The organism is Pseudomonas sp. LBUM1658, from assembly GCF_059716055.1.
In genome coordinates, this window is sequence record NZ_CP166798.1 from 4,069,603 (window position 1) to 4,083,153 (window position 13,551).

13 protein-coding genes and 3 pseudogenes are annotated in these 13,551 nt (G+C 58.2%); 11 read left to right on the plus strand and 5 right to left on the minus strand.

Annotation, left to right across the window (positions count from 1 at the left end):
• Window positions 1-7: 7 nt before the first annotated feature.
• A complete protein-coding gene (locus ACA064_RS18555; protein ID WP_497669430.1) occupies window positions 8-1,162 on the minus strand; it encodes an epoxide hydrolase family protein in 1,155 nt (384 codons plus the stop codon).
• Window positions 1,163-1,757: 595 nt separating this feature from the next.
• Between ACA064_RS18555 and ACA064_RS18560 the strand changes: the two genes are divergently transcribed.
• Window positions 1,758-2,735: a serine hydrolase domain-containing protein gene (locus ACA064_RS18560; RefSeq protein WP_497669431.1), complete on the plus strand. Its 978-nt coding sequence runs from the start codon at window positions 1,758-1,760 to the stop codon at window positions 2,733-2,735.
• Here ACA064_RS18560 and ACA064_RS18565 read toward each other — a convergent pair.
• Window positions 2,691-3,032 carry a helix-turn-helix domain-containing protein gene (locus ACA064_RS18565; RefSeq protein WP_497674278.1) on the minus strand — a complete coding sequence of 114 codons (342 nt, stop codon included), beginning with the start codon at window positions 3,030-3,032 and terminating at the stop codon, window positions 2,691-2,693. The genes ACA064_RS18560 and ACA064_RS18565 overlap by 45 nt on opposite strands.
• Window positions 3,033-3,284: 252 nt before the next feature.
• Here ACA064_RS18565 and ACA064_RS18570 point away from each other — a divergent pair, with 252 nt between their 5' ends.
• Window positions 3,285-3,482 carry a hypothetical protein gene (locus ACA064_RS18570; protein ID WP_497669432.1) on the plus strand — a complete coding sequence of 66 codons (198 nt, stop codon included), beginning with the start codon at window positions 3,285-3,287 and terminating at the stop codon, window positions 3,480-3,482.
• On the opposite strand, the gene ACA064_RS18575 is transcribed toward ACA064_RS18570, so the two are convergent.
• Window positions 3,467-4,423, minus strand: coding sequence for a LysR family transcriptional regulator (locus tag ACA064_RS18575; RefSeq protein WP_497669433.1), 957 nt, complete (start codon window positions 4,421-4,423; stop codon window positions 3,467-3,469). The genes ACA064_RS18570 and ACA064_RS18575 overlap by 16 nt on opposite strands.
• Before the next feature lie 143 nt (window positions 4,424-4,566).
• Between ACA064_RS18575 and ACA064_RS18580 the strand changes: the two genes are divergently transcribed.
• Together ACA064_RS18580 and ACA064_RS18585 are read left to right on the plus strand one after the other, a co-directional pair.
• Window positions 4,567-4,971 (plus strand): RidA family protein, encoded by a 405-nt coding sequence (locus ACA064_RS18580; RefSeq protein ID WP_497669434.1) that lies wholly within the window; start codon window positions 4,567-4,569, stop codon window positions 4,969-4,971.
• A gap of 151 nt (window positions 4,972-5,122) precedes the next feature.
• Window positions 5,123-5,644, plus strand: a complete 522-nt coding sequence (locus ACA064_RS18585; RefSeq protein WP_497669435.1) for an HIT family protein — start codon at window positions 5,123-5,125, stop codon at window positions 5,642-5,644.
• Window positions 5,645-5,829: 185 nt separating this feature from the next.
• Here the strand turns inward: ACA064_RS18585 and ACA064_RS18590 are convergent, their stop codons facing one another.
• Together ACA064_RS18590 and mdeB are read right to left on the minus strand one after the other, a co-directional pair.
• Entirely contained in the window at window positions 5,830-6,288 is a 459-nt protein-coding gene (locus ACA064_RS18590; RefSeq protein ID WP_497669436.1) for a LysR family transcriptional regulator, read from the minus strand.
• 121 nt (window positions 6,289-6,409) lie between these two features.
• Window positions 6,410-9,118 carry an alpha-ketoglutarate dehydrogenase gene (mdeB, locus tag ACA064_RS18595; RefSeq protein ID WP_497669437.1) on the minus strand — a complete coding sequence of 903 codons (2,709 nt, stop codon included), beginning with the start codon at window positions 9,116-9,118 and terminating at the stop codon, window positions 6,410-6,412.
• A gap of 120 nt (window positions 9,119-9,238) precedes the next feature.
• On the opposite strand from mdeB, the gene ACA064_RS18600 reads away from it, so the two are divergent.
• The 7 genes and pseudogenes from ACA064_RS18600 to ACA064_RS18630 all read left to right on the plus strand — a co-directional run bounded on the left by ACA064_RS18600 (window position 9,239) and on the right by ACA064_RS18630 (window position 13,546).
• On the plus strand, window positions 9,239-9,712 hold the full coding sequence (locus ACA064_RS18600; RefSeq protein ID WP_497669438.1) for an Lrp/AsnC family transcriptional regulator: 474 nt from the start codon (window positions 9,239-9,241) through the stop codon (window positions 9,710-9,712).
• A 121-nt stretch (window positions 9,713-9,833) separates the two neighbouring features.
• A pseudogene (locus ACA064_RS18605) lies at window positions 9,834-10,858 on the plus strand (D-cysteine desulfhydrase family protein).
• Window positions 10,859-11,035: 177 nt separating this feature from the next.
• Window positions 11,036-11,500, plus strand: a complete 465-nt coding sequence (locus tag ACA064_RS18610) for an NAD-dependent epimerase/dehydratase family protein (protein ID WP_497669439.1) — start codon at window positions 11,036-11,038, stop codon at window positions 11,498-11,500.
• Entirely contained in the window at window positions 11,497-11,643 is a 147-nt protein-coding gene (locus ACA064_RS18615; RefSeq protein ID WP_497669440.1) for a hypothetical protein, read from the plus strand. Before ACA064_RS18610 ends, ACA064_RS18615 begins: the two co-directional genes overlap by 4 nt.
• A gap of 21 nt (window positions 11,644-11,664) precedes the next feature.
• A pseudogene (locus ACA064_RS18620) lies at window positions 11,665-12,063 on the plus strand (SDR family NAD(P)-dependent oxidoreductase); the annotation flags it as partial.
• A gap of 307 nt (window positions 12,064-12,370) precedes the next feature.
• Window positions 12,371-12,589: pseudogene (locus ACA064_RS18625) on the plus strand (glutathione binding-like protein); the annotation flags it as partial.
• Window positions 12,590-12,871: 282 nt separating this feature from the next.
• Window positions 12,872-13,546, plus strand: a complete 675-nt coding sequence (locus ACA064_RS18630; RefSeq protein WP_497669441.1) for an NADPH-dependent F420 reductase — start codon at window positions 12,872-12,874, stop codon at window positions 13,544-13,546.
• The last annotated feature ends 5 nt before the right edge of the window (window positions 13,547-13,551 follow it).

A 13,551-nucleotide genomic window follows, 5' to 3' on the forward strand; every position in this document is an offset into this window, starting at 1 on the left:
AAGCCCGCTATCCCCGCAAAGGCCTGAAGAATGCTCTGACTTCCTCGGCCAGGATCTGAGGTTGCTCCAGCGCTGCGAAATGACCTCCATGGGCGGCATGCTCCCAGCGGTGCACGTCGAATACACGTGCGACCCAACTACGCGGAGGCATAGGCAGCTCTTTAGGAAATAGTGTTACGCCTAATGGCGGGTCGACCCGCTCCCCTGGCTTGAACGTCAGTGGGTTTTGCCGATTTTCCTTATATAGCCGTAAGCTTGCCTGCACGTTCCCGCTAAACCAGTACAGGGCAATATCGGTTAGAAGCGTGTCGAACGACAATACCTGTTCCAGATCGTCGGGATGATCAACCCACGCATGAAACTTTTCGACTATCCACGCTGCAAGCCCTAGTGGCGAGTCCGCCAATGCGAAAGCAAGTGTCTGAGGTTTCGTGCTCTGCAACGCAGCGTAGGCCCCTTCAGTGGCTGCAAAGTGGCTGCTCCGACCCAGGAAATCCTGTTCTTTCTCGCTCAAAGCATCTTGGTCGGCACCTAGGGGCGGCCGATAGCTCCCTGGAATGTAATTGAGATGAGCGCCGATAATTTGGGGTTGGTGATCACGGGCGAGCCACATTGAAACTCCAGCGCCGATATCCCCTCCTTGGGCGCCAAAACGGCCGTACCCCAGCTGCCCCATGAGCGCTTTCCAGAGGGCCGCAATCTGTCTTGAGCTAATCCCGGCCTGGGTCGGTGCAGGCGAGCAGCCGTAGCCTGGAAGAGACGGCACCACCACATCAAATGCGTCAGCGGCATCGCCACCGTGGGCAGCAGGGTCAGTGAGTAGCGGGAGCAACTGTTCCATTTCCAGGAATGAACCTGGCCAGCCGTGGGTGATAACCAGAGGCATGGGTTTGTGCCCCTTCCCGCGCTGGTGCAGGAAATGAATGGCTTGGCCATTGACCTCAGTCATGAACTGCGGCAACTGATTGATCCGCCGCTCTTGATCTCGCCAATCAAAGTGGTTGCACCAATGTTCAAGGAGACGCTGAAGAAAAGCCGAATTGGTACCATCCTCCCAGCTGTCTGGCTTTAAGGCGTCGGGTAAACGTGAATTGCGTAGCCGCTGATGAAGGTCGCTCAGCTGAGTATCGGTGACGGCCAAGGTAAAAGGGCGGATGGGCATGACAATTCCCTATGAGTGTAAACACGCTAGATTATGGCGCTGCTTCGCGATCAGGCAATCACCGATCACCAACTCATAGCCGAATAAGCCAGTTCAAACGCTTATCCGGCGACTGCCGTCACGCTTCATATAGTTCCTGATTCAACCCGGACGTATTGGCTTTTAACCCCCTACCAACCGCTCAATCTTGACCACTACAATCGCTTCTCCCGGTGACACCTTGGCTACGTCTGGCGATGAGGCTAGGAAGGTGTATTTGCCAGACGGTTACGGCTCTGCAGGCATTGCGGCGATATAACGAAGCGAAAGGCGTGAAGTCTGTCGATGAGGTCGAACGTCTGCGCCTCGAGGTGGAGACGCTTATGACTGCAGTATCGAAGTATCAGCTTTGGGCGCCGGGTGGGCCGGGTGGGCCGGTGCCATTACTTCATTGATCCTGGCGAAGGAAAGGGGGTGAGCTCACTGCAGGAATAGCAGCAGCAAAATCTGCCGCTGGCTTGTGAAGAGAAGGCTTGACAGAGTATCTACCTTTATAAAATGAGCAAAGGCAGGCCTTCAGCGCTCGGTCTGCCCCTCAATCCAGAGCAGTCAAACAATGCTTTATTCCCTTGTATCGAACGGTAATATGCTGACGCCTGAGCGACCCGACGTGGTGGTTCCCTGGTGGAGCTTTACCAAGACGGTGCTATCTGCTGCGTCCCTGTCATTGGTGCGCGACGGTTTGATCGGACTTGACGACACTGTTCTCGAAGGCCCATTCACTTTGCGCCAACTACTGAGGCATGAGGCCGGGCTAGCGGACTACGGGGAGCTTGCTGAATACCATGCTGCAGTTACCCATGGTGAGGCCCCCTGGTCAGCAGATGAAATGATGCAGCGTCTCGATGCCTCCAGGTTGCGCTATGAACCTGGAGCCAACTGGCAATACTCCAACGTAGGTTACATGTTCGTGGCGAGGCTTCTTGAACGTGTGACGGGTCTGGCTCTTGAGGAAGCGCTGATTCAACGCGTGTTTGCGCCCCTCGGCTTGGCACATGTTCGCCTCGCAAGGACGCGAGAGGATTTGGCTGACGTGTGTCTCGGAGCGGCGTCAACATACGACCCAGGCTGGGTCTATCACGGTTTGCTGGTAGGTCCGCTTGCAGAAGCGACCCTGTTCCTGGACCGGCTGCTGGCTGGGCACCTCCTTCCCCCTTTGCTGCTGCGGGAGATGCAAACGGCGATCACCCTTGGTGGACCAATCCCCGGGCGGCCTTGGACCTCTCCCGGTTATGGCCTCGGCCTGATGATTGGTGAGGTGGATAGTGGCCTGACACTTTGCGGACATACTGGCGCTGGGCCAGGCAGTATAGTGGCGGTCTACCGCAGCGCTGAAGGCGACAACACAGCAAGCTGCGCCGTCCTTGGTGAAGGCTGCAATGAAGGCAAGGTTGAAGCAGAAATGTTGGACCGCCTTTCGGCAGCCCTGGGGACAAACACCCGAATGATTCTTGCCCGTCCTGAAAGTGAGGCCTGTAGTACTACAGTCTCAGGAGTCACTGTTGCCCGGTGCCGTGAACCCAGCAAGCGATGACACAAGCCGTGCAATGGCATTCCGATCGCCTTGGTTAAGGCGGCGGTAATTCTCGATGACTTGGGTTTCTTCATCGGACAGATCTTCTTTAAACCGGGACTTCTTCCCCGTCAAAAGGTAGAGAACGTCAACGCCCCCGATTGCGATGGCCGTCAAGTAGTCGGCCCTGGGAAACCGAGAGCCCTTCTCGTACTTGCTTTGGGCGTTTGCCAAAACACCTCCCAGAGCGCCGAATTCTTGCTGGGAGAGGCCTAGAGCCGTGCGTTCCTCGTTCAATCGCCTACCGAACGTCTTCATTTTAGTAACCTGCTCCATGAGTTCGGCCAAAAATCATAGCTCATCGAATAGGGCTGCGCCGGCCCGAGTGAGCGCGCAAGAACAGCAATAGGGATTTCGCCCTCACACTTGCATACTGACCGTGTGAGGGCAGGTGGTGGTGCGCAGCTATGGTATTGATCCCCGATAAAAGGCTCAATATTTTTCCAGCTCGCTCACTAAAATAGGTGGAAACGAGCGCGGCTCGAAAAGGTAGATCGGAGGTGGATCAGAATGGACACGCAGAGGCTTAAACTCGCCACCCGCGTGCTGATAGACGCCATGATTGAAGAACTCGATGAAGACGATCGGTTGTATGAGAAGGGCTTTGCGGATGGTTACATCGCCGCGTTAGTAGACTTCGCCGGCCTGAGCTTGATCGATGGTAGAGCGTTGATGGAAGAAGCTACGCAAGCCTATCTAAAACGGTGATGAGCAGTTGTCTCAGCTCGACCATAGAGGGGTGTGACAGGCGCATGTTGTGCCATCAGGTCAGCGACCCAATCGATGAACACGCGCACCTTGATGCTGATATGCCGGTTCGGCGGAAATGCCACGTATATCGGCATCGGATCGAGTCGCCAGTCCTCGAACAGGGGCACCAACTCGCCACGAGCCAGGTGGGCCTTGGACATGTAGTCTGGAAGCCAAAGAACTCCCAGGCCGGCCAGACCAGCCGCGATATAGGCATTGCCATCGTCGACCGATAACACGTAGCGACCCTGGATCTGCACACTCTCGCCTTCGCGGCGCATGGCGTACGGCAGGGCCTTGCCGGTGCGCGCCCACAGGAAGCCGACGATACGATGATGGGAATCTTCCAGCTCTCGCGGATGCGAGGGCGTACCGACGCGTTCCAGGTAGCTCGGCGCCGCATAAACGCCAAGCTGGAGGTCGCCGACCCGCCGTGCCATTAGCGACTGATCGGTCAGCTCGCCGCCGCGCACGACACAATCCACATTCTCACCGATCAGATCCACGATACGATCACTTACGCCCATGTCGATCTGGATATCGGGGTATCGAGCGTGAAACGCAGGTAATGCCGGCACTAGAATCAGGCTGGCCAGCGGGCTGGGCACATCCACTCGCAACCGGCCCCTGGGCAGCGCTGATGCACTGGACAGGCTAGTCTCGGCATCGTCCAGGTCGGCCAGCAGCCGCACCACGCGTTCGTAATAGACAGCGCCGTCGGCAGTTACGTTGACCTTGCGCGTCGTGCGGTTGAGCAATTTGACGCGCAACCGTGCCTCCAACTGCTGCACCAGTTGCGTCACGCTGGTCTTGCTCATATGCAAGGTTTCGGCCGCCTTGGTGAAGCTGCCAACTTCCACCACCCGAGCAAATGCCTGCATCGCATCGAAACGGTCCATTTCTGCCCCGGATAGCTATCGGATTGTTTGGATTTTACAAACAGTGATAGCTACAGTTGCTCGTTTATCGGGCAAGCACAAGTCCTTAAAGTCCTTCCATCGTTAGTTCAGGGTCGGTTTTGACCCATTGATGGAGGCAAGATATGACAAAGCGTGATGTGGTTTTTCCGCCTGGACGCCAGGCGCTTTATGAGCGCAATCGCTATTCGCCGGCGATCCGCTCCAATGGTTTTTTGTTCGTTTCGGGGCAAGTCGGTAGCAACGAAGACGGCTCGCCCGAGCCCGACCTGGAGGCACAGGTCCGGCTCGCGTTCAACAATCTGAACGCGATCCTGGTAGCGGCCGGCTGCACATTCGACGACGTGATTGACATAACCATCTTCATCGTCGATCCCGAATCGAAGTTCGAAACGATCTGGAAGGTTGTCCCGGAATTCTGGGGACACTCGCCGCACCCGACGTTAACCGCCGTCGGCGTAACGTGGCTCTATGGCTTCGAGTTCGAGATCAAGGTGATCGCCAAGCTTCCAGAAACCACCAGGAGCTGATCCGACCAGCGATAGCGACCACCTGCTGCACTTGCATGACGACGCACACGAGGGGCAGGCGAGTCGCGCGAACGGCAGAGAACGACCAAAAACTGACGATGCTGTGATGCCTTGATAGTCTGTATGACCGATCGATCATGGACACCCGCGCATGGAATTGGCACCACACTTCATCATCCATGAAACCGCTCACTGGATACTCAATCATCACCTGTCGTCTGCCCTCCCCGGCTACCTGATGCTGGGAGCGAGGACTCACGTCAACTCGCTGGCTGAACTATCCGACGGTGCACTGGCAGAACTGGGTGGCCTGCTCGCCACCATTCAGAAGACCATTGAGTCGCAGTTAAAGCCGAAGTGGCTCTACATCAGTCGATTCGGGCATGACCCTGGCTACCCCATCCACTTTCACTTCATTCCGGTGTACCACTGGGTCGAAGAGCTGTTCTGGAAGGATGGGAGATACAGAATTCTGGAAACCTTCGCAACAAACGAGAACGCGCAGTCGCTGACTGATGGAGCGGAACTGACGCTGTTCATCTGGCGTGAATTTGGCGAGAACCCGGAGCCACCGGCAACTCAAGGACCCACGATCAATCAGGTCATCGAGGGGTTACGCGGGTCCTTCAGACAGGACGGCGAGTCGGTCCGACCTGGGTCGCGTTTCCACTAAGCTCCGCCAACGCTGAGGAGCGGTTATGAAGAGATCACTCCGCTAGTCAGAGCGACTCGTGAAGTCACGGAAAACTCAGTGTGGAACGCCCAGCTTGGTAGCGATATCTTCTGGCGTGAGATTGCGTCCATCTACTGAAACCAACTCCAGTTTCTGTATTGGCTTACGGTCCCTTGCGTCGACCATCACTGAGCCGACTTCGCCGGGTTCGTACATAAACTCGTTCCCCCACTGCGAGAGGGCAGGTCGAACACTTCATTCCTCAGGATCAGCTCCACCTGCACAGCCGGGTAGCGCTGCATGAACTCGGCCACCAACGGCCCCACCAACGTCACGCCCAGAGTCATGGGCGCGGTGATGCGCAGCAGTCCGCCGGGTTCGAAGCTGGAGGCCTCAACCCGGTTGAATGCGTACTTGACCTGTTCCATCGCCAGCTTGGCTTCTTGATAGAACAACCGCCCTTCCCCGGTGATGGATTGGCGACGGGTGGTGCGCTGGATCAGTTTGGTGTTGAGGGTTTTTTCCAGGCTCTGGATATGCCGCCCGACCATCACAGCCGACATGCCGACCTGATGCGCGGCATCGGCAAAGCTGCCCGCCTCCACCACGGCGATAAACACTTCCATTTGCCTGAGTTTACTCATGTCGATACCTTAAAAATGTCGGGCTCGACTATATCCGGCTGGGCGTACGCCTGCATGACTTGTCTGACCCGGTGGCAAACATCATCGGGCAGGATGCGATGCCGAAAAAAGCAGGTACATGTCAGCAGGTCCACGAGGCCTGGCTGTCACTGTCCAGGCCATAGCGCTTGATCGCCTCGGCGCATAGTTGTCGATCAATCGTGCCTTCGTCGGCAAGGGTAGCGAGGGCTGCCAACACAATGTGATGGCGATCGACTTCGAAAAAGTCGCGCAGGGCCGCACGGGTATCGCTTCGCCCAAACCCATCGGTGCCGAGTACGGTATAGCGTGATTGAAGGTACGAGCCGATCAGTTGCGGCAACGCGCGCACGTAGTCAGACACTGCCACCACCGGCGCGCCGCTGGGCAGGCATTCGCCAAGATAGCTGGCGCGGACGTCGGCTTGCGGATGCAACCGGTTCCAGCGCTCGACCTCCCGCGCATCGCGAGCCAGTTCGCTGAAACTGGTGACGCTCCACACCTCGCTCGCAATCTGCCAATCGTTGGCCAGCAACTCGGCGGCGGCCAGGGCTTCGCGCAGGATAGTGCCCGAGCCGAGCAAGCGCACCTTGCCTTTCGGAGTAGCCGGTTGCTGCTTAACGAAGCAGTACATGCCGCGAATGATCGCCTGCTCAACCCCTTCAGACAGGGTCGGTTGCGGGTAGTTTTCATTCATCAGGGTCACGTAGTAGAACTCGTCGACTTCCTGTTCGAGCATCTGGCGCATGCCGTGGTCGAGAATCACCGCGAACTCGCCGGCGAACGCCGGATCGTAGGCGCGACAGTTGGGTACAGTGGCGGCGATCAGGTGACTGGTGCCGTCCTGATGCTGCAAGCCTTCACCGCCGAGAGTGGTACGCCCAGCCGTGGCGCCCAGCAGGAAGCCACGGGAGCGTTGGTCAGCAGCGGCCCAGATCAGGTCGCCGACCCGCTGGAAGCCGAACATCGAATAGTAGATGTAGAACGGCAACATACGCAGGCCGTGGGCCGAATAGCTGGTGGCGGCGGCAACCCAGGAACTGATGGCGCTGGCTTCGCTAATGCCTTCTTCGAGAATTTGCCCGTCGGTGGCTTCGCGGTAGCTGAGGATCGAGCCGATGTCTTCGGGCTCGTAACGCTGGCCGACGCTGGAGTAGATGCCGATCTGCTTGAACAGGTTGGCCATACCAAAGGTGCGTGCTTCGTCGGCGACAATCGGCACAATGCGCGGGCCCAATTGCTTGTCCTTCAGCAGGTTGCTGAGCATCCGCACGAAGGCCATGGTGGTGGACATTTCCTTGCCCTCGGCCTGAGTGGCGAAGCTGGCATAGCTTGCAATCGGAGGCACCGGCACCGTGGCGGCCGTGCGGTTGCGCACCGGCATGTAACCACCAAGAGACTGACGCCGCTGATGCAGGTAGCGCATTTCGAGGCTGTCGTCAGCCGGTTTGAAAAAGCTCAACGACTCGACCTGCTCATCCGACAGCGGCAACTGAAAGCGATTGCGGAAAGCGATCAACGCTTCGCGGTCGAGCTTCTTCTGCTGATGCGTGGTCATCTTGCCCTGCCCGGCTTCGCCCATACCGAAACCCTTTTTGGTCTGGGCAAGGATCACCGTCGGCTTGCCCTCTTTCAGGCTGGCTGCAAGGTAGGCGGCGTAGATTTTGATAATGTCGTGGCCGCCACGTTTGAGGCGGTCGATCTGCTCATCGCTCAAGCCGTGGGCCAGCCGCGCCAGTGATGCGCTTTGGCCGAAGAAATGCTCGCGGTTATAGGCGCCATCCTTGGCGGCGAAAGTCTGGAATTGACCGTCGACGGTCTGCGACAAGGTGCGCACCAGCGCGCCATCCTCGTCCTTGGCCAGCAGCGCGTCCCAGTCCGAACCCCAGACCACTTTGATCACGTTCCATCCGGCACCGCTGAACAACGCTTCCAGTTCGTCGATGATCCGCCCGTTGCCGCGCACCGGACCGTCAAGCCGCTGCAAGTTACAGTTGACCACCCACGTCAGATTATCCAGTCCTTCGCGGGCGGCCAGGGTCAGCGCCGACATGCTTTCCGGCTCGTCCATCTCGCCATCGCCGAACACCCCCCAGACGTGCCGGTCAGTTGTGTCTTGCAGGCCACGGTGCTGCAAATAGCGCATGAAGCGCGCCTGGAAAATCGAGCTGATCGGGCCGATGCCCATCGAACCGGTGGGGAACTGCCAGAAGTCCGGCATCAACCATGGGTGCGGATAGCTCGACAGCCCTTGGGCACCGGTTTTTCGCGCGGTGATTTCCTGGCGATAGTGCTCGAGATCGGTTTCGCTCAATCGCCCTTCGAGGAAGGCGCGAGCATAGATGCCCGGTGCCGAATGCGGCTGGAAGAACACCAGATCACCGTCAAAGACGTCGTTACGCGCCCGGAAAAAATGGTTAAAGCCGACCTCGAACAGATCCGCCGCGCTGGTGTAACTGGCGATATGGCCGCCGAGTTCGCCATAGGCCCGGTTAGCCCGGACTACCATGACCAAAGCATTCCAGCGCATGATCGAAGCAAGGCGTTCTTCCGTGGCGAGATCACCGGGGAACAGTGGTTGCTGCGTCAGAGGGATGCTGTTGACATAAGACGTGCCTCGGCTCGGCTGCCAACCAACGGCCGGATCACGGGCCGCCTCAGCCAATTGGTCGAGCAACCGGCGCGCATGCTCGGGGCCGCGGGTGGCCACCAGCGACTCCAGGGCTTCACGCCATTCGCGCAGCTCATCGAGATCATTCTGAGTCAGGGGGGCAGGGGTTGTATCGGGATGACTGGAATCGAAACGGCTCATTGGCACCTCCTCGCTTTTTTAATAGTCTATGCCGAGACCCGCAGCTTTTTTGACCGTTATACAGACCAACTTCGATCATTGGCGGCATAAAACACTTTCTATACTAAAAGTAGAAGCACAATGAACTTCGACAGTATTGACCTGAAGATCCTTAGAGAGCTGCAAACGGACAGCAGCCTGTCAAATGTGGAGCTGGCCAAGCGGGTTCATCTCTCGCCCTCCCCGTGCCTGGCTCGGGTCAAGGCGCTGGAGGCATCCGGTTGCATTCGCGAGTACGTGGCACTGCTGGCGCCCGAGGCACTGGGTCTGCGTTTGAATGTTTTCATCTCCATCAGCCTCAAGCAGCAAGGCCGGCAGTCTTTGCAGAATTTCGAGCGCAAGATCTGCGAATGCGACGAGGTAATGGAGTGCTATCTGATGACCGGTGATGCCGACTATTTGATTCGCGTGGTGATGGCAGACATGCAGGCGTTGGAGCATTTCATAATCGAGCGACTGTCGCCTATGCAGGAAGTAGAAAAAATTCGTTCCAGTCTGTCGTTGAAGCAGGTCCGCTATAAAACCGCACTGCCCTTGAGAAAAGAAAACGGATAACCGCTGTATTTTGCTTATTACAAACTTAAAGTTCTATAAGTCCGAACCGCCGATGGGTTTATTGCCGGGGACTTTGCCCCTAGAGTCACTTTATATAACAGTGACCAACGAGGTCGTAGTGATGCAATCCGTATTGGAAAAGGCAATGGAGCATTTTGCACGTGCAGATCTGTTGCAGGGTCCGACGCCCATTCAGCGCGCCGAACGCCTTGAGCGAGTGCTCGGTATTGAAGGTGTCGGGATTTACCTCAAGCGTGACGATCATATGCTGATTGGCGGTGGTGGCAACAAACTGCGCAAGCTGGAATTCCATCTCGGCGCCGCGCTCAAGGCCGGGGTCGACACCGTCATCACCATCGGTGGATTGCAATCCAACCATGCCCGACTGACCGCTGCGGTGTGCGCGCGCCTGGACCTGGCCTGCGAACTGATTCTGACCCGCTCAGTGCCGAAACCCGAAGTCGACTACGAACTCAATGGCAACGTGCTGCTGGACCAGTTGTTCGGCGCGCAGATCCAAGTGCTCGCTGGCGGCAGCGACTCTCTGGACATGGCGCAGATTCGCGCGACACAGCTACGGGAATCGGGACGCAAGGTGCTAGTCATTCCAACCGGCGGATCGACCCCGCTGGGAGCTCTGGGTTATACCCGTTGCGCGGCGGAGATCGTTCAGCAGGAGGCGCTACTGGGCGTAGCGTTCAAGAAGGTGATCGTGCCTAACGGCAGCGCTGGCACCCACGCCGGTCTAGCCGCCGGTTTCCAGCTACTGGGGCGAGGCGCAGCGACGGTCAAGTCGTACTCGGTGCTGGCAGACCGTGACACCTGCGCCGCCCGAACATTGCAACTGACCCAGGACGCACTGGCACTGCTGGGTGGCGGCTCGGTGCAGGCCAGCGAGATCGTGGTGGATGGCAGTCAGCTAGGCGATGGTTACGGCCTGCCAACCTCAGCCATGCAGGAAGCCGTGCGCCTGATGGCTCGGACCGAAGGCTTATTGATTGATCCGGTGTATTCCGGCAAGGCCTTCGCTGGCCTGCTGGCCGACCTGCGCCAGGGTCGCTACAGTGCCGGCGAAATGTGCTGTTCGTGATGACCGGCGGCACGCCGGGGCTATACGCCTATCGCGAAACCTTTCAGGCCGACTGACCCGTCACGGTAATCAAGGCATAACCCAATGCCGCTCACTTAAAGTCCGAAACCTCTGGGAACGGACTTGGATGACCCCATTAAAGATTTCGCACATGGGGATGACGCTCGCGGTCCTCCTGGAAGATCCGTAGAACAGGTCGAGCGGGGTGGGTTTGCTTAACGAGTCAGTGGCATATGCGCCGTAAAAAAATCAATGAAAGCCCGCAGCTTCGGCGTCACTTGGCGACCGGAAGGCCAAAGCAAATTGAAATAACCGCCCTGATAGCCCGCGCTCGTGAAACCGGTGTGGTACGTATTGTCGGCACAGGCGTCAATAGCTGGTCCAACGTGCACATCGAAGACGTTGCAGAGTTGTTCCTGCTGGCGCTGCAAAAAGCCCCGGCCGGTGCGTTTTATTTCATCGAAAACGGTGAAGCTTCATTCGCCGAGATCGGCGCGGCGCTTGCCGAACGCATGGGACTTGGCCCGGTGCAGTCATGGCCAGTGGAAGAAGCGGCTAAACACTGGGGCGAAATGCACTCGCATTACACCTTCGGGACTAACAGCCGAGTGATCGCCAAACGCGCACGAGCAGAACTTGGCTGGGCGCCACGTCACAGTTCGATTCTGAACTGGATCAAAACCGAAATGCCGCTATGAGCCAACCAACTCCTGAACGTGTCTGGCTGGTGACGGGCAGCGCCAGCGGCTTGGGTGCGGGTATTGCCAAGGCCGCACTGAACAATGGTGACTCAGTCATTGCCACTGACCTGGACCTCGCTCGACTGGAACAAGTCTACTGAGGCTATGAAGGCCAGGCCCTTGTCGTCATGCTGGATATTCGAGATGCCGCACAGGCCGAATCGGTGGTCGAGGCCGCCCTCCAGCAATTCGGTCGTATCGATGTACTGGTCAATAACGCCGGTTATGGCCAGTTCGGCCCCTTCGAGGAAGTCGAGCCCCAGGCCATCGAGCGACAGTTCGCAACCAATGTGTTCGGCACGTTCAATGTGACCCGCGCCGTGCTGCCGGTGATGCGCAAACAACGTTCCGGGCATGTCATCAATATGTCGTCGAACGGTGGTTTCAAAGGCGTCTGCGGGGCCTCGATGTACTCGGCGAGCAAGTTCGCCATCGAAGGCTTTTCCGAATCCCTGGCCCAGGAAATCGCCAGTTTCGGCATCAAGCTCACGCTGGTTGAACCAGGGGCTTTTCGGACCGACTTTCTGGACAGCCGCATGCTGGAAATGGGCACTCGCGCACTGGATGACTACAGCGAATTCCGCACCAAGGCCCTGGCGGTGTTCGAAGCGCGCAATCACCGGCAAATCGGTGATCCGGACAAGCTCGGCCTTGCGGTCGTGAAGCTGGTCGCGCAGGACGAACCGCCGCTGCGGTTCGTCGCCGGCGCAGATGCGGTGCAAATCGTCGAAGACAAGCTCGCTTTCGTTGCGGCGCAGCTTTCCCACTGGCGAGAGCTTTCAACTTCCACCGATTTCCAAGGCTTTACCCACGAGGAATTCCTTGTACTATTTCGATTCTGTTCTGAAAACACAGCCGTTCATCGCGGGAGATGCCTTCTCAATGGCCGACATCACGGTGATCGGCGGTTTGATATTCGCAAGGCTCGTCGATCTCGCCGTGCCTGCCGGGTGCGAGGCGCTGCAAGCATGGCACGCGAGAATGCAGGAACGTCCCAGCGTACAAAACTGTGTGACGATGTCAGACTCGACAAATGCGTGCGTATAAAATCGATATCTTGACCGCACACCCTGCGAGTCAACCGGTCGAAAGCTGGCTGTCCTTTGCGGCAGCGATGTAAATCCGATTGTGCGCAGTGTTCGCGATACTGAGTTTCCCATCGCCAATGTCCGTTTTGGGGTCGAGAGTGGCCATCCGGGGCCAGGTCGTCGGTGCAGTTGGCGCTGGGGGGTCAGCTAATGTCCGCTGCCCCCGTACGCGCCTTTCGTTTAGGCGCAGGCTCGACTACGGTAGTTACAAAACCATTTGTCCAACCCAGGAGCGCAGCTCATGTCCGGAACCCTCTTTCTAGCGTTCGCCGGCCTGGTCCTGTGCACCAGCCAAGCTATGGCGGACACCCTCAAGATCAGCGTGATCGGCGCCGGTAACGTCGGCGGTACGCTTGGCACGCTATGGGTAAAGGCTGGCCACTCTGTGATGTTTTCGTCACGCCACCCCGAGGAGCTGGCGGACCTGGTCAAGACTGCCGGCCCAAACGCTCGGGCGGGCACGGTAAGCGATGCCGCGGCATGGGGCGATGTGATCGTGTTGAGTGTTCCCTACAAGGCAATGCCGGCGCTGTCCGAACAGCTGAAGGGCAAGCTGGACGGCAAGGTGGTGCTCAGCACCAGCAACCCATTCAGCGACCGTGACGCAGACGTCGGGCGCAAGGCGCTGGATCAGGGAGTAGCCTTGGCGGACCAGCAGTACCTGCCCGGTGTGCACCTGGTGCGGGCGTTCAACGCCATAGGCTACGCATCAATGAAAAGCCAGTCTGGCAAAGACAAGGCGATTCCAACCTTCGCCGACGACCCCCAGGCCCGGGACCTGGGCGCCCGGTTGGTGCGCGACGCCGGATTTGTACCGGTACTTCTACCGCTGGCGCGGGCTAATGAAGGTTTGCCGGGCGGCCCGTTCAGCGGCGTTATGAGCGAGGCCGAACTCAAGCGCAAGCTGGGCCACTAGCCGAG